Raw genomic sequence first — 26,357 nt, forward strand, 5'->3', positions numbered from 1 at the left:
AACCTGACTATTGACAGACTTACGCCTGTGTCTCAAAATATGGGCATGGGCTAGGTCGTCATTAGGTTATGGGTTCTTCGCAGTACCTCTCAAAGATGGCGTATCTGGTTCCATGCCTTTTGTATTTACCCAAGAATACATCAGTGCAAAACCTTAATAATTTAAGTTATTATACGACAGGTTTTGACGTTTTGACAGTTTAATTTCGCTTTTAATTCATTGATAATAAATATCTAGGCAGCGTATTTTATTCAAATTTCCGTGAAAATACGGATGTCTAGTTGTTAAAAATAAAATAAATTGCGAAGCCAAAATTAACCTTGAAAAACACACCTTTGAGATGAGACAAATATTATTATTTAGTTTATTTTTAAGCTATCATTATATATATGGACAGATCCCAAATCTGCCGCAAAAACCAGGTATTTCTAATCTTTATAGTGTACCAGAAAGTCTTAATAATCAACCTACACATAGATCCGCCTCTCCAAATATTTATTCCAATTCAAATCCTTATAAGAACGTTACACCCCGAGACGATCAGGAAGAGATAAATAAAGAGGTTGAACGGCAGATGGCTATGATCAGGGAGGAATCCCATGCGAAAAATTATATGCTTAGTTCTTTATCTGATCGAAAAGGGACCGATTCTTATTATCGGGCTTATGACAACCTAACGAAGTTTGACCCTGAAAACTACTCCATTACAGATGCTGTTTTTTTGGTTGAGAATGCATATAACAACAATGACCGGAACTTTCAGGCAGCCTATCAAACGCAGATTCAGAAAGCTACTAACATTATCAGACAGCAGCTCAAGCAAAATGGAATAGAAGATTCTGATAATGTTGCTAAAAACCTTTCAATATTTAGATACTTTTCACAAGATACAAAGCAGAATGGAAAAGTAGTCCATAAGGCCGTCAAATATGATTTTGAAGATTATATGGGCACAAAGGATTACAGTAAGATGTTTGTTTCCAAATTGATGAAAACAAATACCGGTCAATGTCATTCTATGCCGCTACTTTATCTGATATTGGCTGAACAGATCGGTGCCGAGGCTTTTCTTGTTGTGTCACCCAATCATTCTTATATACGTTTCAAGGACGATGATGGGGAAGATCTCAGCGTGGAGCTGACCAATGGAATGTTTTCCGCAAACTCTTTCGTATTAAACTCCGGCTATATAAAAGCTGAAGCCCTTAAGAATAAGCTTTATATGCAAAATATGACGAAAAAGGAAGTCCTTTCACAGACTTACGTTGACCTTGCGAGCGGGTATATCCACAAGTTTGGCTATGATGAGTTCGTAGCTAAAGTTTTAGGAAAGGCACTGGAGCTCAATCCGAATAATATTAACGCAACCTTATGGAAAAGTAACACAGATCAAATGAGGTTTATGCAGGCATGTAACCGGGTAAATATTGATCCTGAAAATAAGGAACAGTTGCAAAAGATCAGGAATTATCCTCCACTGGAAAATCAATTTCTGGAAATAAAGGCCGGGTTTGACTATATAGACCAGTCCGGTTTTGCACAAATGCCTGCGGAACAGTATGAACAATGGCTTGGCTCTTTAAAGGGCACAGAAAACAAACAAAAAAGTGATGAAATCGCCGAACGTATTAAAATATTAAATGCAGAGAAACTTAGAAAGGCGAAGAAACAACCAAAACCATCCCCTCCAAAAAAAGAGAAACCCAAAGATTATAGGATACTTAGAGAATTATTAACCATTAACGAAAAACAAACAAATTATGAGAAAGTACTTATTTTTTCTGCTGTTGTTCCTGCTAAGTTTTTCCCATGCGCAGGTAAATCAGAAGATAAAATCTAATAAAAAAAAGGAATGGGTCAATCCAGTTAGGCTTACGAAGGAGGAAAGATCACGTCCCTATATGGGCGAAGTTCTCAAAACCAGAGACAGCCTAAGTCCTTCCGAAGCAGAAAGAAGGCGAAAAAACATTGAGGCGGGAAACCCATTCAAAAAGTATGGATACTATCCGAAAGTAGCCACGCTGAGCAAAGGAAAGTATCTGGAATTTCATGACCAGGATAGTATCGTCACGATTGGATCGGTAAGGTTTAATGTTAAAAAAGGGGAAATCGTTGATTTCATTGAGATCGATCTTAATGATCCGGACGCACAGCCAATTGGTGATACACATGGCAGGTGGATGAGTCCCGACCCATTGAGTGAGGAGTTTTCAAGTTGGACACCTTACAATTATGCGTTTAATAATCCTATTAAAAATATTGATCCTGACGGTAGAGCTGCTTTTGATTGGGTACACAATAGGGAGACAAATAGTATATATTGGAATAATAATGCAACAAGTCAATCAACCGCTGGTGCCAATGAAACTTATTTAGGAAAGTCCGGTACATACACTACTGAAAATGGATCAACCACCGCATTAAATGCCAACGGTTCTTATACCAATAATTCTCTTTTGGCCCCATTGGGTGTAATGACCAATCTTGATCCCCTTATTCATGCAGGGGATATGGCACCTGGGTTAAGTATGGCAGCATTTGGAGATCCTAACGGTCCTACCATAAGCGGTATACCAGATTCAAGAGGAAAAACCGATATTCAAATGCTTGTCTCTGAAAATCCTTTGGTACAGGAGGCGGCAATAGGTTTATTGACAGGGGGAACTTTCAATGCATTTAGAAGGGCCTTCGCTGTGAAAGAAGGTGTGTCGGCATTAAGTGAGGCAAGAAGATTAGGGCAGGCCGGAGAAGAAGCTGTTGGAATATCAGGACCGAAGGTTGGTGTAGATATAGGTGGTAAGATGAGATTTCCAGACCGTTTAACAGCAACTACATTGGAGGAGGTAAAGAATGTAAAAAGTCAGAGCTTTACACGTCAGTTACGTGACTATCTAAATTATTCTCAATCAACGAATAGAGAAATGATATTATATACGAGGCCAAATACTACACTTAGTGGTCCTTTGCGCAAGGCTATTGAAGCAAATCAAATAACTCATAAATTTATACCACAATAAAATTTAAGTATGAAACCAAATTGGGAACAGATATTCGTTACATTATTACAGAAACCAGTAAAGACAGACGATGAATTTTCTGAAATGCAAAACGCGCGAGTGGAATTTGAAAAAGAACTGAATCTTGAAACACAAGCTTTGCTGCAAGAGATCGAATTGAAAGGTGTAAAGGCAAGTAATATATGGGATTTAGTAAATACTAGGTCGCCATATCCGGAAGTAATTGACATTTTAACAGCGCACCTCACAAAAGATTATCATAACAAAAATAAGGAAGGAATAATTAGAGCACTAGGTGTTAGGGAAGCAGGGGTAGGTGTTGCTCAGCTTCTACTCAGAGCCTATTGTGATACAAACGATAAAGGAGTTAAGGATGCGATATTACTATCTATTTATAATATTTTAAAATCAAAAACTGCTAAAAAACTCTCAACAGAACAGGGGAACGAGGAGCCGTTTATGAGTTTATTACGAGTATTTATTGAAAACAGAAAAATTTCCGTGGATGATTTTGTTAAAATATTTCATAAAGATATTGAACCACTATTGAAAGAATAAAATGAATATGAAAAGAAAAATAGCGCTCGTTTTGATATGTATGCTTGTATTAGTTGTTCTTTTCAGCATAAGTAAAGGTAGTAAAGGTGTAAAATACGATGATTTTAGGTTTATTACTTACGAGCATTCGGGTGAGGGTGTAGAAATTGGTTCATTTTCAAAAATAGATAAGAAAGGTGTTCTATGGGTGTTTTTAAAACGTTCAAAAGATTCTGCTTATTATAAATATCAACTGTCAGCTAATGAAATAGAAAAGCTAAGTATATTCTCATCTAAGAAGTTGGAGGATTTTGTTATTAGAAAACAACTTGATCAAGGTATTGGATATGCTGGTAGTTCTAATTTTTTAGGACTTAAGTTAGGGAATGATGAGGATAAAATCTGTTTTATCAAGCCTTTTATGGATAAAGATTTTAATGATGCGATGATGATGCTGGAAGATAAAGTTTTTAAACAAAGTGATTCAAATAAAATTTCTCGATTTAATATCGATTTTGTAAGCATCAAACGAGATATACTTAAACAAGAAAGAATAAATTTTTACCTTCCTCAGAAACAGCTGCCTCCAAAAATCCTAAAATGGTGACGGATAATCATATAACAATTGATGTAAACGATGAATATCTATATAATTTATACAAGGCAAAAAGCACGATATGGTATTTTGATCATGTAATTGATAATGGATTTGAAGGATATAATTCTATAAAGTTCAAAAATGAAAATGAAGTCTTCGTTTGGTTAGAAAATGTAGAAACTGACGGTAAATATTATAAAGGAACTTTAGTTGAAAATGGTCAACCGCACATCATTTCCCGAAATGATGCTGCCGACTGGATGATAATTGATAATGAAAGAATGATAGGGGCTTATACCATACGTCATTATTACGATACGCTAACTAGGGATGAACAACTAAGTTTTGAAAATTATTGTGGATGTTGTATTGATCATGGTAATGATTTTTTTAAGGCGGACCGTTCGACACCTGAAGGTGCACTCATGACACTGGAAAACTTTTATAATGACAGGAATTGGGACGGTATTCTATCCTGTAAAGATTTTTATTGGGAGGCTGAAAATGTAATGTTGGAGCATGCAATGATTTTCGACCCAAAGACCCGTCTACAGCTGGCAAACGTATTGAAAGTTTCGTTACAAGAAGATCTTGGAAATAAAGCTTTTCCAAATTTTGAGGCGATTGAACGGGTATTCAATCTTTTAGAAAGAAGAGGAGAGCAGGAACTTATTGAAGAAAAGCTCATTTATGCGGATGGATTTGTGACAGTTAATAAATTCTGGGTTGGTTTGACAGAGAATGATGGATGGAAAGTATTAAATCTAGTAGACTAAAATTAAAATGCAGGTAACCATGAAATTAAATGAAATTATAAAAGCGATCAGAAGAAATACAATTAATGATTTACTCGGTGAAAAATTTAATGATATTGATTATGAGAAAATAATCCTATATGCGGAGTTCACGGTGGGAGTTGATACTATATACAGGTTTTTTAAGTCCAAAAAGGGACTGGGAAAAATAGTCAAAGATGGTGAAATGACCTACGAACGCCTTTGTTCGCTTAAAGAGCTAAGCTTTTTGATAAATTATTATCTTTCTCAGTATGACCGAAAGACAGATGATATACTTGCAATAGATATCATCGATCATTTAGATAATCCAAATTTTTAAATTTACCCATTTTGGGGTACCAGATTATGAAACACTTTTATATCTTTTTATCTTTCTTTTTTGCAGGTCAGATGAAATCGCAGCAAAACCGATTTTATGATGATGCTTATCTGACTATTGATAATATGCTTAACGATAAATGCATATTCCGGTGATGTTGACCCCTTTCCGGCGATACTGACCCCTCTGATTTTGGTTATCTGGGGGATTTTTACCAATAGCCTGACAATATTACCTTTTTTTTCTTAGACTTTCACCCTTAAGTTCAATTCGGTGTGAAGTATGTACAATCCGGTCCAATACAGCGTCGGCGATTGTATCTTCCCCAATCACATCATACCAGCTTGCTACGGGAAGCTGACTGGCTATAATGGTCGATGATCTGGCATGCCTATCTTCAATAATTTCCATCAGGTCCAGCCTTTGCTGCTGGTCTAGATTTACAAGACCGAAGTCATCCAGGATCAGCAGGTCAGCTTTTGCAATCCTGTCCAGAAGTTTGTGCATTGATCCTTCCAGTCTGGCAATCTTGGTTCGCTGGAGCAGCTTCTGTAGATTGAAGTATAAGACCTTTTTTCCCTGTGAGCATGCTTTTAAACCAAGGGCTGAGGCCAGAAAGCTTTTTCCGCACCCCGTCGCGCCCGATATCAGTAGCGGCTCACCTCTTTCAATGTACCCGCCAGTAATTAGGTCAGCGATCTGGGCTTTGTCCATACCGCGTTTGGGATCCATATTGAGCTCCTCAACCGATGCCTGATAGCGAAAGGCAGCATTCTTTTTTAGTCTGTCAAACCGTTTTTCTTCCCGGCTGTCCAGCTCCGACTGCAAGAGCAGCTGCAACCCATCCTCAAAGTTAAGTTCTGTCATACGACGGGTTTCCACCAGCGCTTTCCAGCTACGCTCCATGCCCAATAGCCGGAGACTTTTCATGTTGTGTTCAATGTTCACTGTAATTGATTTTTATGTTATGAATAATACCCCCGGTTCCTGATATTTTCATGCAGGGGAAGTTTTTTTTCGATCTGTGCGCCCTGGTGCTCCGGAAAGTTTACCATGCCGGTTATTAAAAGGCCTTCAACAAACTTATACCGTAGCTGGCGATGAGTAATAGCCACCTGGCAGGCCTTTATAAACAGGTCGCTGTAGGTTCTTTGAAGCCTGAACAGTCCGTCACATGTCCTGTAAAGCTGTTCAGGATGGCGTTTCTGGTCAAAGATCATCTGTACCAGTTCACTGAATACCGGAGATATGGCATTTGCTCTTGTAAGGTAATGGGCAGGGTTCCTTTTTCTGAACTCACGGTACCTGGCATCCAGATGTTCCTCCAGGGTGGTGTAGGCATTCTGTTTTGGGCTCCTCTGATGCAGGGCAACCTGTTTTCCTCCAACAAAGATGTGCACGAGATTCTTGGTGTAGATAACCTGTGCTTTCTTTCCGATATAGCAACTCGGGGCACTATAGAAGTGTCTGTCCCTGCCAAGATAGACGTGCCCGTTTTCACCGATCTTAAGCTCCGCATAATATTTTAGTGCAAAGCGATGCTCGGGTAGTGGTAACAGAAGATGTTTTTCACAGCTGAGGAACCGTTCCTGCCGACAATAACTCCTGTTCTGCATACGCGTCTGGTTCAGCTTCAATACACAGTCTTCAACGGCGCTGTTGAGGGCTGATAATGAGAAAAAGCTCCTGTTTCGAAGTTTGGCAAATACCTGCGTATAAATGATCTTTACATGGTTTTCTACGGCACTCTTGTCCCTGGGCTTTCCAGCGCGTGCAGGAACGATAACAGTACCGTAATGATTGGCCAGATCTTCCATACAGCGGTTGATTTCCGGTTCGTACCTGTCACTTTTTATAACCGCAGACTTAAGATTGTCCGGAACGATACATCTTGGCACCCCGCCAAGAAACTGTATACATTTATCCAGCGCGTCCAAAAAGTCGGGTGTCTTCTGGCTCGGCACAGCTGTGGCATAACAATAATTGGAAAAAGGAAGACAGGCCACAAATATCTCACAATTTATGATCTCACCGGTATTACCATCGATAAAATGAAGCTTCTTGCCGGAAAAGTCGATATAAAGTTTATCTGCTGGCGTATGTTCCATGACCATCGAGCTGCGCTTCTGTACTTTGAGATATTGCCCCAGATGGAAACAGAACTGTGAAAGTTCATAGCCGTCCGACACGCTTTGCTTATATTCTTCCCAAAGAAGTTTACGGGTAACACCGGGACGGCCGAGTTCTTGCTGAAAATAGGAAAGCCGCTCTTTGAAATCCTCAAACCGGGCATCACGATAGGCTGGATTACCGGCATTCAGAAGCCCGTCGAGAATCGGATCCTCCAGTTCCAGTAGCTCGTTCATGTTGAGCTTTGCCTGACCGATCTTGAAAAGATAGGTCTTTACGGTGTTCTTACTCAGTGATAAACAACGTGCTATCGCTTTTATGGCATAGCCCTGCTGTTTCAATCTTATCAATTGTTTTATCTGACTCATGGGTCTTGATTTACCGGCCATTGGAATAACTCTTAAAAATCTTATCCCAAATAAATCAAAATAACCAAGGGGGTCAAGATGCTCCGGAATTAGACCCCATATTATTTTTGAGGGGTCAGTATGATCCGGAATAAATCCATCTAAATCTTATAGGGGGTCAACATCTGCCGGAATGGCATGCGATAACTCAATGGAATCGCGCATATACTCCAGTGCAAAGTGCCGGAATCATGGGGTCAATTTACTCCGGAATATGCAATAAACAGAAATACAGTTTTAAAACAGCAGTATTGAATGTAGAAAACGCATATTATCAGGGGAAATTGGATACAACGGAAGTTGACAGGAAAATAAAATTTATGGCTAACTTCTGTAAAACTATTGTTCGTAACCGCGATCTGACCTATAATGAAAAAGATAAAGAAACAGTAAGTAAATATGCTGCAATCTTTTCGGTAATTTGCGAAGAAACTCCAATTTTAATAGATCAGGACACAATAAAATATAAACCATTTTCCTATGATTTTGAAGACGTTTTCGGGCATAAAGATCTGACAAGCCTTTTTGTATCCAAACTGGTGAATACCCATAAAGGTAATTGTAATTCGTTACCTTACCTATATAAAATTCTTGCAGAGGAATTAGGTGTGGAAGCTAATCTTGCATTGGCTCCGAATCATATTTATATTAAGCACAATATAAAATCCATCGGTTGGTATAATACAGAGCTGACAAGTGGTATCTTTCCACAGGATGCCTGGTTGATGGCGTCGGGATTTATCCATTTAAACGCTATTGAAAATGGAGTTTATATGAAAGCACTTGACAATCGCGATAGCCTTGGCTTATGTTTGGTTGATCTGGCAAATGCATACAAACGAGCATTTCCTGAAAATGATGGAAGTTTTGCCCTAAAGTGCGCAGAAAGGGCATTGCAGGTAAGCCCGTATTTAGTCACAGCTTTATTATTACAGGCGGAGACCCACAAAGAACAATATCGGAAAATGGAGCATTCTGATCCGAAAGCGAAAGAGCTACTCGCATCTTTAAACAAAGAGTATAAGCGTATCCATCAGATCGGGTATAGAAATATGCCAGAAGGAATGTATTTGGAATGGTTAACGTCATTAAAAAGCGAAAGAAAAAAATATGAGGATGTTAGATTGAAAAATTGAGTTTCTGAGTAATTTTTGGTTCATGGAAAAGTTAGCTAAGACGGTGTTTTAGCTAACTTTGTTTTTAAGTTCCCGAACTTCCTGCATCAACTTTATAAGCATCGATTTTACGTCCTCATTTGCAAAGTCAATTATTTCCATTTCCTCACTGGAAAAACTACCTGCATACTGCCAAGCTTCCCAAATATCACTAAAGGGAATATGGTAACTATCATAAAATGTATTGTCGGATCTTACGGTTATCGAATTATTGTTTATACTTTCAATTCGTTTAAAGGTAAATCCTGATCGGGTTATAAGCACATGGGTTTTGCCCACTTTAATATCATTTATGCTTTCAACATATCTGCCTACTACATAGGTGCCGTCCTGATAAGGTGGCATTGAATCACCTTCTGCAGGAAAGGCTCTATATTTTCCATTGTGAAGAAAGGGTAGGGACATCGTTTGGAGATTTTCAATATACTCAGGATCGGAATATCCTGCCAAATAACCCATTGATGCTTTGTAGGGAATAATCTCAATTTTATTTTCACCTATTGAATCTGTTTTTATGGGCAGTAAAATTCTATTGTCTGGTAGACTGAGCATTTCTTCCAGCTTATATTTTCTTAGATCTACAGTCAATAACAGGTCAGTACTGATATGATAATATCGTGAAATTGCTAATAGAACATCTAATGGAGGAGTATATTTCGCTGTCTCATATTTTGCATATGAATCTCTGGAAATCAGTAATTTCTCAGCAATTTTTTCTTGCGAAAGATTCGGTTCCTGCTTAAGACGTAAATACCTTATGTTATCTGCTAGGAGATTGATTGTTGACATTTTGTGATAATTTATCACAGCAAATGTAATGTAAATTGTGATAAAACTTACCAGATTTGCTAAATAATTTAGTAACAAAATGGAGCGATCGATTGTGCATTTGGATCTGGATACGTTTTTCGTGTCCTGTGAGAGATTGGTAAATTCCGGTTTTAACGGGATTCCACTGATCATTGGTGGTGGGGATAGAGGTGTAGTTTCTTCATGTAGCTATGAGGCACGCACCTTTGGGGTAAGATCAGCTATGCCCATGAAAATGGCGCTTCGCCTCTGTCCACAGGCAAAGGTTGTAAAAGGAGATATGGAGCTTTACTCCAAAATGTCCCATATGGTGACTGAGGTGATAGAAGAAAGTGCACCCGTAATGGAAAAAGCTTCTATCGATGAATTTTACCTGGATCTAACGGGGATGGATAAGTTTTTCGGCGCTTACAAATGGACAAATGAGCTTGGGGCAAAGATCGAAAAGGAAACTGGTTTACCGATAAGTTATGCACTATCTACCAACAAAACCGTAAGCAAAATAGGAACTGGGGAATCCAAACCGCACGGACACCGGGAGATACCATCTTTTGGTGTTCAGTCATTTTTAAATCCATTGTCGATCAAAAAAATGCCTATGGTGGGAAATGCTACTTTTCAATTATTCTCACGAGTAGGTATCAGAACCATAGGGACACTTTCTGAAATGCCTGTGGAGGTCCTGCAGCAGATGATCGGTAAAAATGGTGCCGATTTATGGAAGAAAGCAAACGGTATCGATGAAACTCCTGTCATTCCATATACTGAAAGGAAGGGCATTTCCAAGGAAAGGACATTTAGCAGCGATACAATGGATACCTATGAGGTAAAAGGTCTGATATCAGGAATGGCAGAGCAGCTTGCCCATCAGCTCCGGCAGGAGAAATGGCTGACGTCAACCGTAGTGATCAAGATCAGATACTCGAACTTTGATACCGAATCCAAACAATGCCGGGTGAGTTATACTTCTTCTGACCATACCTTAGCAAGAGTTGCACTGGAACTATTTGATAAGATTTATACAAGACGTATGCGGCTTCGTTTGGTTGGCCTGCGATTTACCGATCTTGTTCACGGCAGTTATCAGATGAATCTTTTTGAAGATAACGCGGAGCTTATCAGCTTGTACCAGGCGATGGATAATATTAAAAACCGTTTCGGTAAAGATGCGGTTGGTCGGGCTGTTGGATTCAATTTTTCACGGAAGCATTTGTAGGTATGTTTTAAACTGTCATTCCTTTCACAGTCTCCGCTATGGAACACTTTCCATAGACGACCTTATTTATCAGGCTTTAGCACTGGGGATAAAGGAACTTGTTCTAACCGATATTAATACGGTGACCGGAGTGTATGAATTTAAAAAGAAATGCGAAGAAAATAATATCCGCCCGATTGTTGGTGTTGAGGTGCGCAACGGAAGTGAATTATACTATATAGCAATTGCAAAAGAGTTTAGTGGGCTTGCCGAAGTAAACAAAATGCTCACTTCGTACAATTGCGATAATATAGAGTTACCATTGCAGCCTGAATTAATCCACAATTTTATTATATATCCTCTGAGCAATATTCCAAAAAACCTCGGAGAAAATGAATATGTGGGAATCTATGAGGATGAACTTAATCTTTTGATAAGGTCGGAGTATAAAAAGCTGTTTCCCAAAATGGTTATTCTTTGTCCCATTACTTTCAGCACAAAAAAAGAATATAACCTTCATCGGATTTTACGTGCCATTGATAACAATACCCTGCTTTCCAAACTTGCGGAAAAAGAAGTGTGCCGGAAATCTGAATATTTTCGTTCTGTGGATTCAGTATGCAAAATCTATCGTCATTATCCTGAAATTATTGAGAATACGCAAAAATTACTTTCACAATGCAGTTTTGAATTTGCATTTTCGACACCCAGAAATAGAAAACATTATACGGGTACCAAGGCCGATGACCTGAAGCTGCTCACGCGATTGGCTTATGCTGGACTGGAACGTCGTTATGGTAGAAATCACGAGATAGCAACTAAGCGGATCGAAAAGGAATTAAAGGTAATTGATGAACTAAACTTTAGTGGTTATTTTCTAATTACATGGGATATCATCCGATACAGTAATAGCATGGGCTTTATGCATGTGGGACGTGGGAGCGGAGCCAATTCAATTGTTGCATACTGTTTGGGCATTACCGATATATGCCCTATTGAACTGGATCTTTATTTTGAAAGATTCCTGAATCTTAACCGGAAAAGTCCGCCCGACTTTGATATCGATGGAGCTGGCAGGAAAGAGATATTATACTCGATTATATATTCAATCGGTATGGGAAAGAATATGTCGCATTTTGTGGGACGAATGTTGAATTCAAATATAAGTCGATTATCAGGGAGGTAGGAAAGGCTTTTGGTTTACCAAAGGAGGAGCTTGACGAACTGAGTAAAAATCCCGAAAGAGTTTTTCGGGATGATATTGTGAAGCAGGTACAGAAGTATGGTAAGCTGCTGGAGAAATTTCCGAACCAACGGTCAATGCATTCTTGTGGCATTCTAATCTCTGAAGAACCACTCATAAACTTTACGGCTCTTGAAATGCCCCCAAAAGGATTTCCGATTGTACAATGGGACATGCATACAGCTGAGGAGATCGGTTTTGAAAAATTTGACATTTTATCGCAAAGGGGGCTAGGTACGATCAATGATACCGTAAGGCTACTTGAAGAAAAAAGGGGGATCAAGGTTAATATTAAAGATACCACACTATCTAAAGATGAGGTAAAGTGTAATGACTATCTAAGTCAGGGGCGAACGATAGGTTGCTTCTATATCGAATCGCCTGCTATGCGGGGATTGCTCAGAAGGCTAAAGTGTGATAACTATAAAGTGTTGGTGGCTGCTTCATCCATTATCAGACCAGGTGTCGCTCAGTCCGGAATGATGCACGAGTATATTTTTAGACATAACAATCCTGACCAGTTTGAATATTTCCATCCTGTCTTTGAGAAGCAGCTGGGAGAGACATATGGTATCATGGTATATCAAGAAGATGTTATAAAAATTGCGCTTCATTATGGCGGGGTGTCTGCTGCCGATGGCGATATCCTTAGAAGGGCTATGAGCGGAAAAAGTAGGTCATTAAGTGCACTCCAAAAAGTTAAGGAGTATTTTTTTGCATCTTGCAGCAACCAAGGACACCCAGAGGAGCTGAGCAGGGAAATTTACAGACAGATAGAATCGTTTGCGGGGTATTCGTTTTGTAAAGCCCACTCAGCTTCCTATGCGGTGGAAAGCTATCAGAGCCTGTATCTGAAAGTCTACTATCCTTTGGAATTTATGGTTTCCGCCATAAACAATATGGGCGGATTTTACAGAACGGAAGTGTATGTTCACGAAGCAAGGATGTCCGGAGGAACGATCCTTAATCCATGCGTGAATAAAAGTGAATATGAGACAACAATATATGGTGAGGAAATTTACCTGGGCTTGATGCTACTTGAAAAAGTGGAATCGAAACTCGCTCAGCTTATCCCGAAAGAACGGAGGGCGAATGGAGCGTATAAATCTATTGAGGATTTTATAAAAAGGATTCCAATCGGTATTGAGACTTTACAGACGTTAATCTTTATCGGAGCGTTTCGGTTTACTGGAATACCCAAGAATGAACTTTTACTCAAAGCTAGGCTTTTATTGGGAGAGTTTAAACCTGAGAAAAGGTTTCAGACACTGTTTGAAGAACCTATAAAAGAATACAAGTTTCCAGAATTGAAACGTAATGTTTTTGAAGATGCCTTCGATGAAATTGAGATATTGAGCTTTCCAGTTTCGTGTACACCATTTGATCTGCTGCAGACGAAGTATCGAGGTACGGTTATGGCCAAAGATCTTACGGATCATCACAAAAAAGAGGTGAAGATGCTTGCCTATCTGATTTCAAGGAAACATGTTCCTACAAAAAGGGGAACAATGTACTTTGGTACATGGATAGATGTTGAGGGCAACTATTTTGACACTGCTCATTTTGCTGACTGCCTTGAAAAATATCCATTTCAGGGTGGGGGATGCTATCTATTATTGGGGATTGTGGAAGTTGATTTCCATTTTCCGACAATAACGATCACCAAAATGGCAAAGATGCCATTTATACCTGACCCGCGGTATTCCCATGATGAAGAGAAGAAATATGAAGCGCAACAGCGGATTCGGGAAGATGTCAGTATGACTTTCAGGGCCCCTTATCCGCAGGAACATGAAATAGGACTTCCCAGAAAACGTTTTTAGATTCTTTTGAAGAAATTTTAAACAAATTGTTCTGGGGATCGGTTATTTAGAAAAACAGATAGGAAATGGAAAATCACAAAATTGTCGAAGTCTTAAATGATTTAATAGAGATCAACAACGATAGAGCTGAAGGCTTTGAAAAAGCTATCAGGGACATTAACGCCGAAAACATAGATCTTAAAGCTGCCTTTGAAAAATTCGCTTCACAAAGCCGAAGCAATATTACAGAGCTTGCGGGACTTGTGGGAAGCAAGGGTGAAGTTCCCGAAGATGGGAATACGGTCCTTGGAGCATTACATCGCGCTTGGATCGATATAAAGGCAACTTTTGGCGGTAGTGACCGTCACAGTATCCTGGAAGAATGTGAACGTGGGGAAGATGCGATTAAAAAGGCATACAAAGACGCACTGCAGGAAAATGAGCTCGGAGAAGATGTTCGTGAAGTTTTATTAAAACAACAGGATGGTATCCAGGCGAGCCATGATGCAGTCAAAGCTCTCAGAGATTTGAGCAAATAAAAAATAAGGATTAGATTGTATAGAAAATGGTTGAAAAGCTGTGTTGATTTACTAACACAGCTTTTTCTTTTAGGAGATTATACAGAATATAATTGCGTGTATTAGAGAGTTAATGTTACCGCAAATAGAACACAGCAACAATCGATCTATTTCAGCCCCAAATGATGATGTAAGCGGATTAGAAGGACTTTTTAGGGTATATAAGCATTATCTGCATTATATTTCTTACTTTTATTATTTAGAATAGTTCTTAATAACTTAATTTAAGGAAGTGATATGCCCAAAGTAACCCCAGAACTTTTTGAAGTTCTACACGATAGCAGAGCTGAAAATACATTGGCTAGGCTGTATAAGGAAGCTCTCAAGCAGGGCTGGTCGATGGTTTTTCATTTCATGCCCAAAGCATTTAAGTTCTTTGGTAAAGGAATAGACTGGAAAACAGAAAATGAAAGCTTTTATGAGGATAAATATATACCAATACTACCTTATCAGGGTACCTTTATCTATATGCAAGCGAGAGCACTGAATGCGAAAAATATCCTCGAATTTGGAACGTCTTTTGGAATTTCTACAATCTATCTAGCAAAAGCGGCGAAGGACAATGGAGGTAAAGTTATTTCTACGGAGTACTTAGCCCATAAGGTTAAAATTGCCCGACAGAATCTTATTGAAGCAGGTGTCAACGAGCATGTTGAGATTTTGGAGGGGGATGCGATGCAGACTTTAAAGGATCTGGATGTGGAATGGGATTTTGTCCTTCTTGATGGTTGGCCGGACATGGTATATGCGGTATTCAAGCTCATAGAACCGAAGTTGAAAAAAGGTGCAGTGATCTTTGTGGATGATGTTCAGGGATTTCAACCTTCCATGAAGGACTATTTTGATTATGTACGCAATCCCGAAAATGGGTATCTTTCAACAACCGTATATCCAAAAAAAGCGATGGAATTTACGATTAAGCTTTAAATATCGTATATTGGTTATGTGTTAACTAACCATCTTAATAGTATATTGTAGACTAGTCGTAAGATTAGTCTTTTTTTTTCACTTTGTCTGTCAGTACGCGACATGATGATACTGAATGCAAGGCACTCTATCTTTTAGGAGAGGATTTGTGGAAAAGGAAGATGTCAGTATGACCTTTAAGGCTCCTCATCCGCAGGAAAGTGAGATTGGGCTTCCCAGAAAAAAGATGTTTTAAGGTCTATCAATACGAGAATAATTTTAATCAGATTACGGAAACCCGTAGGCGGGTCTGAAATTATTCCTTAAATTTGCACCTGAAAATTGTGAACCTTGTCATAATTCGATTAAGGGATAATAGTATCGGTCAACATAAAAAATATAGTATATTTCAAATACACGTATAATTCTACTTATGGTTTAATACGTTTCATGGTTATTAGTTTTTAAACGCATCTTTTAAAGGTGCGTTTTTTTATATAGAACCTTTTTCCGTTGTAATAATATTCCCTGTGTTTCGTTTAATAGTTCTGATAAAGTTTCCATAATTATTTTGACTTATTTGGTTAAAAAATTATTTCACAATTCGGACTTTTCCTTGATCATAATTCAATTTAACATCATTAAGAAATACTTCGCCAAGAATAGGATTGGAACATGGGCCATCGGAATTTTTCATTTTCACGACCAATTTATCCACTGGGGTCTCACCGATATGCATCATGAGTGTATCTGCCAAAAGTTTATTATCCGGTGAGATTTTAAAAATTCTTTCAGTTCCTGTTCCCTCAACTGAAGGCCGTATAGTATCTTTTTTAGCGGTGTCTTTTACCTTAAAGAAATAGATATCCTTAATTTGATAGGTGGGATCAGCAGAGAAAAATAAGTCTTTGCCCGATGCCGCACCTACGACATTAAAATCTAGAAATACGGGTGTAATCTGAAAGGTACATCCTATTTTTTCATCATTGCTTTTTGAGCACCCGAAAAAAAAAGAAGACGTAACAATTAAAGTTGATATTGATTTTAAGAATTTCACGGTCATAAATTAAAAGTGTGTAATAAGTTTGCATTCCTGACTGAATTGGCATGTTTGATCTATTTAGTATTAGTTCAGGATTGTTTTTTTAGTGAACGATTATGGACTACGAAATGCTACAGCTAAATTAGAATATCTAAAGTATCCCTCATCTAACCGATGAGCAATTTCCTCAACAATAAGTGGGATATTGGGAATCACGAGAATAGCGCTGAGTACCACAATAATTGTTTTCCTCTTCATATATTTTTGTTCAGTTGCTTGAGGTCAGTATTATTTGAGGTATGAAGGTCCGTTGAACTTTTTATTGCATGATATTGCTTTGCAGGGTTTTATTAGAAAAACTCCCATAAAATGAGAGTTTTTCCAAGTGTGCAGTTTAAGAAAAAATCAGAAATCCTGCCATCTATTAGATGGTTCGAAGGGAACTCTGTTTGGCTCTATTTTTTCCCAGTCCCGATACGCGAAATGTCTGCTGACAGTTAAATAATAACGCCAACGCCAAAAACACAACGGGTTGATTCTATAAAGTCTAAAAATTTCCATATTGGTCATTTCCGGTCTCGTATCATAGATAAATCCATAAGTTGTCCACTTGCTCATCCAAGGGGCAAAAATATCAATATACTCAATGCCTGTAAAAGCAGCATTTGCATTTGAATACCGAAAATGGTCACCATCAATGGACTTCAATATTTCCGTACCGATAATCGGTGTATTGGGAATAACCAATACAAATAGTACAATTCCTTTAATGAGTTTTCTCTTCATATCCTTTTCTGATCATTCGTGCTAGCTGGCGAAACTATACGACCTAATGCTACATTACTTTATTAGTATCGACCTTTTTTTTCTCCATATTCTTTTCGATAACACCAGGGTCCATATAATCTAAATGAATACTGTGCCGCAGATAGTAGCTCCATCGCCAAAAACATAGCGGATTAATCTTATATAATCTGTAAAGCTTCCGGTTTTCTTTTGCGGGGGAGGTGTTTTTTACGAAGTATTCAAAACCAAAGGTTGAGAATCCAGGACTTTTAAAATTAAAATCTTGCGTAAGATAATATGATCCATCTAAATTGGAATATTTAAAGTATCCCTCGTCTAACCAGTGATGAATATCCTTACCAATAAAAGGTAGATTGGGAATCAAGAGAATAGTGCCGACCACTACGATTATTGCTTTCTTCATATTTTTCTTCTTCATATCTATTTTTTTTTAGTTGCATGGAGTGGTGCTGGTCGGGGCCATACTTGGTGTAAGGGAAATACCAGCAGTTCCCGCTGTTTTCATATCACTCAGCTTTAGGTACAAACTTGAAGGTGTCTTATAGCCGATTGGGCTATTGGGAACCTGTAATCCCGTTCCACCTAGTGCTGCATTAAAAACACCTAAGGCATAATTCGTACAGTTAAAATCATTAAGATCGTATTTTTTTGTACTTCCGGTCAGGGCGGTATTTCGTGCGTTATTAAAAGCAGCCTCAGATACGCTTATTGTATAACTGCCATCGCTTCTGCGTGTTCCGGGAACTTCTTGTCCAATTGCAGAGTTTTCGGCATTTTTCACCCCCGTCATCCAAGTTCCTGCTTGGGGATAGAACCCAAAGGTTAGCGAACGGGTAACTGAGCCATTGGTTTTTTGCATGGTTATGTAAGCATGTCCAGGATCATTGTCCGAAACATTGTACACCTGATATGCGTTGTTTGGATTGGCAAGATGCGTATGGATCGTTACCTTGTAGGTTGTTTGGGCATTAGAAGGGATGTTATTGAAGCAATTTATAAGCTCTTGGATATTAATTGGTTCAGCCGGAGAGTTGTAATAAGTTGAGGCAGGCGCGCCACTGCCACCTCCATGATTATTTCCGCCACCACCACCTCCGCCACCACCGGTTGCGGTGCCGCTGCAGGTGGTGTATAGATAGGTCCAAAGTTCGGTACCATCATCGAAGTACTGTACCAGATACCACTCGCTGCATACAACGGGTATATTTTTACTTGTGTCAGGTTTACCGTTTTCTTTTGTTACATTGATGTTGTCGTCCTTAATCTTCAATTGCAGGTTTATCTGTTTAAGGCCACTTGCATCAAGTGATTGGCTGTACAATAACGTATCATTTAAATCATATACCATATAATATACTTTTCCCAGATCCTTGGTACGATACACCTGTTTTTTTACGAAATTAGTAATAGCCTCCCCTGAAAATTCAGACACTGAACGGGTGTCAGAAAAGAGATTTACTTTATTCGCGTTTGTTACTTTATTTCCTTCTATAGTAAACACAAGGTTTTGTTGCATGGAACTATCGGGACCAAGTGTTGTACCGTTCTGCACGGGAACCACAAGCTGCGTATTATTATTTCCGTTAATGAGCTGTGATTTTGACCAATCTAAGGGAAAAGGTTTCCCATTGTCCTCATACCATTTTTTGGCCAGTGAGGTTTCATCGTTTTGTGGATAGTTTTCCATATCCCTTTCACAAGACTGCAGCAGCATAATTGCAAATACTGCACAAATTAGTTTTCTGAAAATAGTTGTTAACATGTTATGTGGTTTTAGGTTAGTGTAGTTCTATTTCTTCATTGAATGAATTAATTATACTAAGTTAAGGGTATAAAAGCTTAATTCTTTTGACAAAAGGCAAAAAATCTATACAGGTAGTAAGGGGATCTGTATTAATTGGCAAGGTTTGAAAAGCTATATCACAGGGATATCTGTAAATAAAGATTTCTGAATAAAATTAAAATTCTCTAACTTTACTCAAGAGTTACCAATGGCCCTATTATGATATCCCGGAATTTGATCGACGAAAGGGCACTGCTAGAGGAATTTCGAAGCGGTGATCAGCAGGCATTTGAACGTATTTTCCTCTTACATAATAGCGCTCTGACGTTCTTTGCCAATAGGCTTCTCTTAAATTATGATCAGGCGAATTCTCAGGAAATTGTGCTGGATACTTTTCTTAAATTATATGACCGTAGAGAATCGGTTGTTTCTTTATCCAGTATAAAAGCATTCCTTTATATATCTGTAAAAAATGGCTGCCTGAATGCCATTGAAAAAGAAAAGGTACGATTGCGGAGGTTCGATACCTACGCGCAGAATATCGAGGAGTTTGAAGACAATGTGCTGAGCAAGATTGTGCAGGCGGAATTATATCAGGAACTTCAACAGGCAATTGAACTTTTACCCGTCCAATGCAGGGCGATTATGGAGAAGCTGATGGAGGGCAAAAGTCCGAAGGAGGTTTCTGTGGAGCTAGACATTAGCATCAGTACAGTCAATAGCCAAAAATCCCGGGCGATTTCTTTACTCAAAAAGACCCTTTCAAGCTCAGGAATGGCATTATTACTATTTTATTTATAATTTTTTCAATTTCTTTTGGACAAACGCTGGTCATTTCCTGTTTTTATATTAAACAGCGACCAATGGACGAGCATAAAATTTTTGAAGAACTAACTATTGTACCTATACTAACGAGGTTCGTCCGTGGTGAGGAACTGACTGTATTGGAAACTAAAACAATTGAAATCTGGATCGGTGCAAGTAAATCCAATAGGGAGATTTTCGAGCAGTTAAAGAATGAAGAGCAATTGGCAAAAGATATGGTTGATTTCAGTAGCATAGAATCAGACAATACAGAGGCACTTCAAAAATTAAGAACGAAATTAACAAAACGTAATTCCAGAGAAAGAATCGGAATGTATTGGCGGACTGCGGTTGCGGTTATTTTTGCTTTTGGGATGGTCGCCGCAATCCACTATTATTTCAAGTCTAAAGATGAGTTACAGGATAATATATTGATCACGACTGCGGATGTCAGTCCGGGAAAAGATCAGGCTACATTAACTTTTCAGGATGGTAAAACTGTGGATCTAAAAGGTAAGCCGATCAGGACGGATGTCCACGGTACTTTTTATACAGATGGCACTTCAATAGCAGCGAATACGGTTCAATATGCCACACTTTCCACCCCGAGAAAAGGACAATATAAAATGACTTTGCCTGATGGTACAAAGGTATGGCTGAATGCGGAATCTTCGTTGAAATTCCCTACACAGTTCACAGGTAATGTAAGGCTCGTTGAGCTAATAGGAGAAGGATACTTTGAGGTGGCTCACGATAAGTCAAAACCTTTTTTTGTTTCTTCCAGAGGGCAACAGGTTAAGGTACTGGGCACAAAGTTTAACATCAATGCTTATGAGAATGAACCTGCAATTTTGACAACATTGGTCAGCGGCAGCGTTCAGGTCAGCACTTTGCGGGAGGATATGCCCACAAAATTATCACCTGGGCAACAAAGTCAGCTTAGTTCTCTCTCTCCACTGTTTTTGGTCATTGATGTAGATACCGAACCTTTTACCGCATGGACAAGAAATGATTTTCAATTTGACGGTACTCCACTAAAAGAAGTTTTTAAACAGCTTGAGCGCTGGTATGACATTGATGTTGATTATAGCAAAATGCCAAATATAAAAGTACATGGTACGATAAGCAGGGACAAGAAACTATCCACTGTTATCTATGCACTGGAACAGATCACAAATTTACAGTTTGACGTAAAGAATGGAAGGAGGGTTGTCATTATCCAATAAAATAAGAATTACTGTTTCATATGTTGGCCCAAGAAAAGATGCCGGAGTGTTAGCGCACTCCGGCGATTGGGTCTACATCAAAGTTTTGAGCAACTAAAATACTATTAAACCCTACACAAATCTATGAAAAAAGATCATTTTTCCCATAGGGAAAACATACCCATGTCATTGGATATGTTTTCGAGGAGAAATCTACTGCGCATTGGCATAAGGAGCAGTCTGTTCTTTATGCTACTTGCAGGCGGTGGCACTGCAATCAAGGCGCAACGCATTAGCCTCACATTACAAAATGCTCCCCTTAAAACCGCCATTTCGGAACTTCGTAAAGCTACCAAGTATGATTTTACGTATAATGATGCCCTGTTAAAAAAGGTCGGTCCTATCAGCGTTGATTTAAAAAACGCGACTTTAGAAGAAACTCTCAGTTCACTCTTCTGGAATCAGCCTATTGAATTTCAAATCGCAGATGGTGTGATCATCTTAAAAGAGCGGAGAACATCTAATCAGAAGAATGTTCCCATTTCTAAAAAAAAAGAAACAATAAAGGGAAGAATCGTTGATGAAAGCGGTAATCCTCTTTCAGGGGCGACGATCCAAGTAAAGGGAACCAACTTTACCACAACTTCTGATGGAACAGGGGCTTTTGAACTTCCCGATGAATTCTCTGAATCCAACCTGCGAATATCTTATTTGGGATTTTCACAGATTGAAGTAGCAGCAAGGAACGCGGAAAGAATCGTCCTTACTGCGAATAACAACCGGATCGAGGAGGTGAGTGTTGTAGCCAGCGGGTATCAGTCCATTCCAAAGGAAAGGGCTACGGGGTCATTTTCCAAAGTCGATAATGCGACTTTTAACCGTCAGGTTTCAACTGATGTTATCAGCAGATTAAAGGGTATAGCGCCATCTATATTGTTTGACGAACGTTCAGGTTCTCCGAAGTTAACGATCAGGGGACAGGCTACGATCTTTGGTAACGATCAACCGTTAATTGTTGTTGATAATTTCCCGTATGAAGGGGATATCAACAATATCAATCCGAACGATATTGAGGATATTGATATTTTGAAAGATGCGGCAGCCGCTTCGATTTGGGGAGTACGTGCTGGTAATGGTGTGATCGTGATTAAAACTAAAAAAGGACGAGCAGACCAGCCGATGAATATTGGTTTTACTTCTAATATCACTATAGGAGAGAAACCGGATCTTTATTATTTGCCTAAGATAGCATCTACAGATTTTATTGATATCGAGAAGATGTTATTTGATAAAGGATATTATAATACGATTATCAGCAATACGACTGCAAATAGACCTTATTCACCCGTTGTTCAAATTTTGAATAATCAAAAGAATGGACTTATTACATCGGAGGAAGCAAGTATTCAAATTGATGGTTTAAGAAAGTATGAATTGCGTGATGATATGTCTAAATACCTATATCAAAATGCGGTTAAGCAACAATATGCTTTGAACCTCAGTGGTGGGAGCAAAAAATATAACTATTATTTTTCTTCCGGCTTTGATAAAAATAGAGATTCTGAGAAAGGTGAAGGCTTCAATAGGATAAGTATCAATAGTAATCAGGTTTTCCGCCCGATAGAAAAACTGGAGATTTCTGCGGGACTGTCATATAATCAAAATAATCAATCTAAGTCGAATGTTATTTCCATGCTTAATAATATGGGGACAGAATTGATGTACCCTTATGCTAGATTAGTAAATGACAATGGAGATCCTGCTATCGTTATTAAGGATGTCAGTAGTGTATTGAAAGATAAAGCAATAACAGCTGGTTTACTAAATTGGGATTTTGTTCCTCTTGAAGAATTGAATTACCAAAATAATAAGTTCAAACAAGCTGAAATGCGCCTAAATACTGCAATCAAATACAATTTTCTTCCAATTTTATCGGCAGAAGTAAGATTCCAGTATGAAAATCAACAAGGAAGAAGAAGAAATTATTATGATCAGGATAGCTATTTGATGCGAGACCAGATCAATCGCTTTACTTCTGTTACTAATGGTGTTATGACCCGAAATATTCCAATTGGCGGAAGACTAGACAACACCAATTCAGAATTAAATGCACTAAATGGACGTTTTCAATTAAATTATGATCAAAAATGGAACAAACATCAGGTTAATGCAATAGCTGGAGTTGAAGTTAGAGAAACAAAAGCAAACAGTATTAGCTCAAGACAATATGGTTTTGATCCCAATGTTGGTTCAAGTATTTTTGTAGACTATATTACGCGCTTTTCTCAATATGGTAAAGGCGGTACTGCTACAATATCAAATTATGATAATTATACAGGTACCATAGATAGAATTCGCTCTTATTATATAAATGGAGCATATAATTATGATCTGAAATATGTAATTTCTGCTAGTGCAAGGATTGATCAATCAAATCTTTTTGGGGTAAAAACCAATCAAAAATCTGTTCCATTATGGTCAACAGGATTTAAATGGAATATAAATAAGGAGAATTTCTATCATTTGGACTGGCTATCGCAATTAAGTCTTAGATCGACTTATGGATATAGTGGAAATATTGACAGAACAACCACTGCTTATACAACTGCGCGGATTTCTAAAAATTATTATAATAATTTACCAAATGCTGATCTTGTGACACCTCCCAATAATGAACTCCGTTGGGAACGTAATAGAATGTTTAATATTGGGGCAGACTTTGTATTAAAGAACAACCGACTTTCGGGTTCGATAGAATATTTTAACCGCAATGGAAAAGATCTCATTGGCAATGGTGATATAGATCCCACTACCGGATTTGCGTCATTTCGTGGAAATGTCGCCAATATGAGCGGAAAAGGTATAGATGTTGAGTTGAATTCTATAAATATTCAGTCCCAATCTTTTAATTGGAAAACAACAGCAATTTTTTCTTATGCTAAAGATGTTATTACCGCCTACAAGCGACCGACAAGCCTAAGCAATTTTGTTACGGATAACAGTATTATAAGAAATGCATCATTATACAATCCTGTTGTCGGAAGATCATTGTTCGGAATTTATAGCTATCCCTGGGCGGGGTTAGATCCTCAAACTGGACAGGCCAGAGGTTATCTGGATGGGCAACCGTCTGTACAATATGCACAGATTACTCAACAACTAACGGAAGATCCTGAAAATAGGCTAATTTATCATGGTAATGCTCTTGCACCTTATTTTGGTGCATTACGAAACATGGTTAGTTATAAAGGATTTGATCTTTCTTTTAATATCACCTATCGTTTCGGGTACTATTTTAAAAGAAATTCGATTATGTATACTGCGCTTTATAATAATTATGGTTTGCATGGAGATTATTATAAAAGGTGGCAAAAACCGGGAGATGAACTGAGCACGAATGTTCCGGCAATGGTCTATCCGGGCGTTAATGTTGCGGATCAGTATTATATTAATTCAGAAGTACTGGTAAGTAAAGGTGATCATATCAGGCTTCAGGATATAAACCTTGCATACAATCTTGATTCGAAATTATCACAAAAACTTCACCTTAAGAATTTACGTCTATTTGGTTACGTAAATAATGTTGCTATGATCTGGAAGGCTAACAAAGACAATTTAGATCCTGATTTCCCAACATCAAGGCCGATACGGACTTTTACTTTGGGGCTTAATTGTAACCTTTAATTGCATTGCTATGAAAAAGAAAATCAAATTACTATTACCAATCGCTCTCCTGTTTCTTATGCCATCGTGTTCTAAGGATTGGCTTGAGGAAAAGCAGGATATAAAACTTGTTGTTCCTACAACACTTAATGATCTGAGCCTATTAATGAATTCAAGTCAGTTCCTTTATGACGGGAGAGGGGCAATGGAGGTCTCTTGTGATGATCTTGAGGTGTCACTAGAACAATTTAATTCATTAAGTACTGATTTTGAACGGAAATTATTGACTTGGACCGTGGATATATTTCCAAAGTTAGGAAATGGCACTATCCAAGAAGAATGGGAACTGCCTTATAATCAAGTTCAAGTCTGTAACGTAACATTAAAGGCACTAGATAAAATAAATAGAACATCAAGCAATTCAGAGTTATATGATCGTGTAAAAGGGACCGCACTTTATCATCGGTCACGGGCTTTTTTAAATCTTGCTATGACCTTTTGTAAGTATTATGATGCCTCAACCGCTGAGACCGATCTCGGAATTCCACTGAAAATAGAGGAAGATATAAACGAACCCATTTTTAGGAGCTCATTGAAACAGACCTATCAAAGAATAACAGAAGATCTTAGTTTAGCTGCTACGTTATTACCTCAGAACGCATTGTCTGCTACCCACATTACTAATGCTGGCGCGTTTGCTTTACTCGCTCGTACGTATTTGTATATGAATGTTTATGATAAGGCCTATGACGCAGCCCAAAGTTCCTTAAAATTATATTCTGTTCTGGATGACTACAATAGTTTTAATCCTACTGATGCGCGTCCTTTCCTGGCAAAAAGTAAGGAAGTACATATAATGATCGAATCAGTCACAGCATATGAAACAGCAGTTGGACTATCTTCTTCAATTCCCCAAGAACTGTTTCAACTATATAGTGAAAATGATCTCAGAAAGCAATTATATTTTAGAAGTCAGGATGGAAAAAATGTTTGGCGAGGATCACCACTGGGGAATAATCTTGGTGGTACTGCAACGGACGAAAATTTTCTAATTGCAGCAGAGTGTGCTGCCAGAATGGGAAATAGAGTAAAAGCCTTAGAATTGCTTAATACGCTGTTGGTAAAAAGGTATAAAACGGGAACATTTATTCCTATTACAGCAACTACCGATTCTGACGCTCTAGATAAAATACTTATTGAAAGAAGGAAGGAATTATTAAAGAGAGGATTACGTTTGCAGGACTTAAAACGACTGAATAAAGATCAACGTTATGCGAAAACTCTGACAAGAACTGTTGGCGATAAAACATATACCTTACCACCGAATGATAAACGGTACATACTTCCAATTCCGCAATACATTATCAATTATAATGGAATAGAGCAGAACTAATCCCCTTTATTAATTCAGAAACAATGAGAAAATTACTATTCCTTACGTTGCTGTATTTACTTATAGCACAATTATCTATCGCTCAAAAAAAGAACTGTACTAAATATAAATTTTGAAAATTTTAAAGATTCAGTAATAAGGCTGTC

The 26,357-nt window shown here is 38.2% G+C and carries 23 protein-coding genes and 1 pseudogene; 16 read left to right on the forward strand and 8 right to left on the reverse strand.

All coding sequences use genetic code 11. From position 1 onward, the window contains the following. Window positions 1-340 precede the first annotated feature (340 nt). The 6 genes from DTA23_RS26230 to DTA23_RS26255 are packed head-to-tail and all read left to right on the forward strand — an operon-like array spanning window position 341 to window position 5,268. Window positions 341-1,840 (forward strand): regulatory protein RecX, encoded by a 1,500-nt coding sequence (locus tag DTA23_RS26230; protein WP_061084796.1) that lies wholly within the window; start codon window positions 341-343, stop codon window positions 1,838-1,840. Next, the gene (locus DTA23_RS27300; protein ID WP_082723083.1) at window positions 1,761-3,017 is read left to right on the forward strand and encodes a putative toxin; all 1,257 of its coding nucleotides are present in this window, start codon (window positions 1,761-1,763) and stop codon (window positions 3,015-3,017) included. The genes DTA23_RS26230 and DTA23_RS27300 overlap by 80 nt, the downstream gene beginning before the upstream one ends. A gap of 9 nt (window positions 3,018-3,026) precedes the next feature. After that, a complete protein-coding gene (locus DTA23_RS26240) occupies window positions 3,027-3,575 on the forward strand; it encodes a hypothetical protein (RefSeq protein ID WP_061084794.1) in 549 nt (182 codons plus the stop codon). Between the two features lie 7 nt (window positions 3,576-3,582). Beyond that, the gene (locus DTA23_RS26245; protein WP_123870231.1) at window positions 3,583-4,161 is read left to right on the forward strand and encodes a hypothetical protein; all 579 of its coding nucleotides are present in this window, start codon (window positions 3,583-3,585) and stop codon (window positions 4,159-4,161) included. Continuing rightward, window positions 4,155-4,928 carry a DUF2314 domain-containing protein gene (locus tag DTA23_RS26250; protein WP_112376463.1) on the forward strand — a complete coding sequence of 258 codons (774 nt, stop codon included), beginning with the start codon at window positions 4,155-4,157 and terminating at the stop codon, window positions 4,926-4,928. The genes DTA23_RS26245 and DTA23_RS26250 overlap by 7 nt, the downstream gene beginning before the upstream one ends. Before the next feature lie 19 nt (window positions 4,929-4,947). Then, window positions 4,948-5,268, forward strand: a complete 321-nt coding sequence (locus DTA23_RS26255) for a hypothetical protein (RefSeq protein WP_123870232.1) — start codon at window positions 4,948-4,950, stop codon at window positions 5,266-5,268. Between the two features lie 231 nt (window positions 5,269-5,499). On the opposite strand, the gene istB is transcribed toward DTA23_RS26255, so the two are convergent. Then, window positions 5,500-6,216: an IS21-like element helper ATPase IstB gene (gene istB / locus DTA23_RS26260; protein ID WP_201668617.1), complete on the reverse strand. Its 717-nt coding sequence runs from the start codon at window positions 6,214-6,216 to the stop codon at window positions 5,500-5,502. 17 nt (window positions 6,217-6,233) lie between these two features. Continuing rightward, a complete protein-coding gene (istA, locus tag DTA23_RS26265; RefSeq protein WP_112376464.1) occupies window positions 6,234-7,787 on the reverse strand; it encodes an IS21 family transposase in 1,554 nt (517 codons plus the stop codon). A gap of 209 nt (window positions 7,788-7,996) precedes the next feature. Here istA and DTA23_RS26270 point away from each other — a divergent pair, with 209 nt between their 5' ends. Then, on the forward strand, window positions 7,997-8,941 hold the full coding sequence (locus tag DTA23_RS26270) for a hypothetical protein (protein WP_174890608.1): 945 nt from the start codon (window positions 7,997-7,999) through the stop codon (window positions 8,939-8,941). A 48-nt stretch (window positions 8,942-8,989) separates the two neighbouring features. Here the strand turns inward: DTA23_RS26270 and DTA23_RS26275 are convergent, their stop codons facing one another. Then, window positions 8,990-9,769, reverse strand: coding sequence for an XRE family transcriptional regulator (locus tag DTA23_RS26275; RefSeq protein ID WP_204991134.1), 780 nt, complete (start codon window positions 9,767-9,769; stop codon window positions 8,990-8,992). 79 nt (window positions 9,770-9,848) lie between these two features. Between DTA23_RS26275 and dinB the strand changes: the two genes are divergently transcribed. From dinB to DTA23_RS26295, 5 genes and pseudogenes are all read left to right on the forward strand, one after another. Continuing rightward, a complete protein-coding gene (dinB, locus tag DTA23_RS26280) occupies window positions 9,849-11,006 on the forward strand; it encodes a DNA polymerase IV (protein WP_061083936.1) in 1,158 nt (385 codons plus the stop codon). A gap of 64 nt (window positions 11,007-11,070) precedes the next feature. Further along, a pseudogene (locus tag DTA23_RS30830) lies at window positions 11,071-12,902 on the forward strand (hypothetical protein); the annotation flags it as partial. Between the two features lie 270 nt (window positions 12,903-13,172). Further along, window positions 13,173-14,051 carry a helix-hairpin-helix domain-containing protein gene (locus DTA23_RS30835; RefSeq protein WP_370445176.1) on the forward strand — a complete coding sequence of 293 codons (879 nt, stop codon included), beginning with the start codon at window positions 13,173-13,175 and terminating at the stop codon, window positions 14,049-14,051. A 65-nt stretch (window positions 14,052-14,116) separates the two neighbouring features. After that, window positions 14,117-14,569 carry a PA2169 family four-helix-bundle protein gene (locus DTA23_RS26290; RefSeq protein ID WP_061083934.1) on the forward strand — a complete coding sequence of 151 codons (453 nt, stop codon included), beginning with the start codon at window positions 14,117-14,119 and terminating at the stop codon, window positions 14,567-14,569. Between the two features lie 276 nt (window positions 14,570-14,845). Then, entirely contained in the window at window positions 14,846-15,535 is a 690-nt protein-coding gene (locus tag DTA23_RS26295; RefSeq protein WP_061083933.1) for an O-methyltransferase, read from the forward strand. A gap of 571 nt (window positions 15,536-16,106) precedes the next feature. Here the strand turns inward: DTA23_RS26295 and DTA23_RS26300 are convergent. The 5 genes from DTA23_RS26300 to DTA23_RS26315 all read right to left on the reverse strand — a co-directional run bounded on the left by DTA23_RS26300 (window position 16,107) and on the right by DTA23_RS26315 (window position 19,125). Further along, the gene (locus DTA23_RS26300; protein ID WP_061083932.1) at window positions 16,107-16,577 is read right to left on the reverse strand and encodes a hypothetical protein; all 471 of its coding nucleotides are present in this window, start codon (window positions 16,575-16,577) and stop codon (window positions 16,107-16,109) included. A 93-nt stretch (window positions 16,578-16,670) separates the two neighbouring features. Beyond that, complete coding sequence (locus DTA23_RS27305) at window positions 16,671-16,814, reverse strand: hypothetical protein (protein ID WP_172462520.1); 144 nt, start codon at window positions 16,812-16,814, stop codon at window positions 16,671-16,673. A gap of 147 nt (window positions 16,815-16,961) precedes the next feature. Then, window positions 16,962-17,342 (reverse strand): hypothetical protein, encoded by a 381-nt coding sequence (locus DTA23_RS26305; protein WP_061083931.1) that lies wholly within the window; start codon window positions 17,340-17,342, stop codon window positions 16,962-16,964. A 49-nt stretch (window positions 17,343-17,391) separates the two neighbouring features. Further along, a complete protein-coding gene (locus DTA23_RS26310; protein ID WP_061083930.1) occupies window positions 17,392-17,781 on the reverse strand; it encodes a hypothetical protein in 390 nt (129 codons plus the stop codon). 12 nt (window positions 17,782-17,793) lie between these two features. After that, entirely contained in the window at window positions 17,794-19,125 is a 1,332-nt protein-coding gene (locus DTA23_RS26315; protein WP_123870234.1) for a hypothetical protein, read from the reverse strand. A 240-nt stretch (window positions 19,126-19,365) separates the two neighbouring features. Between DTA23_RS26315 and DTA23_RS26320 the strand changes: the two genes are divergently transcribed. The 4 genes from DTA23_RS26320 to DTA23_RS26335 all read left to right on the forward strand — a co-directional run bounded on the left by DTA23_RS26320 (window position 19,366) and on the right by DTA23_RS26335 (window position 26,211). After that, a complete protein-coding gene (locus DTA23_RS26320; RefSeq protein WP_061083928.1) occupies window positions 19,366-19,947 on the forward strand; it encodes an RNA polymerase sigma factor in 582 nt (193 codons plus the stop codon). Window positions 19,948-20,009: 62 nt separating this feature from the next. Continuing rightward, entirely contained in the window at window positions 20,010-21,176 is a 1,167-nt protein-coding gene (locus tag DTA23_RS26325; RefSeq protein WP_061083927.1) for a FecR family protein, read from the forward strand. Window positions 21,177-21,299: 123 nt separating this feature from the next. Then, a complete protein-coding gene (locus DTA23_RS26330; RefSeq protein ID WP_082723043.1) occupies window positions 21,300-24,839 on the forward strand; it encodes a SusC/RagA family TonB-linked outer membrane protein in 3,540 nt (1,179 codons plus the stop codon). Window positions 24,840-24,849: 10 nt separating this feature from the next. Beyond that, on the forward strand, window positions 24,850-26,211 hold the full coding sequence (locus DTA23_RS26335) for a RagB/SusD family nutrient uptake outer membrane protein (protein ID WP_061083925.1): 1,362 nt from the start codon (window positions 24,850-24,852) through the stop codon (window positions 26,209-26,211). The last annotated feature ends 146 nt before the right edge of the window (window positions 26,212-26,357 follow it).

The organism is Sphingobacterium multivorum, from assembly GCF_900457465.1.
Taxonomy (GTDB): domain Bacteria; phylum Bacteroidota; class Bacteroidia; order Sphingobacteriales; family Sphingobacteriaceae; genus Sphingobacterium; species Sphingobacterium multivorum.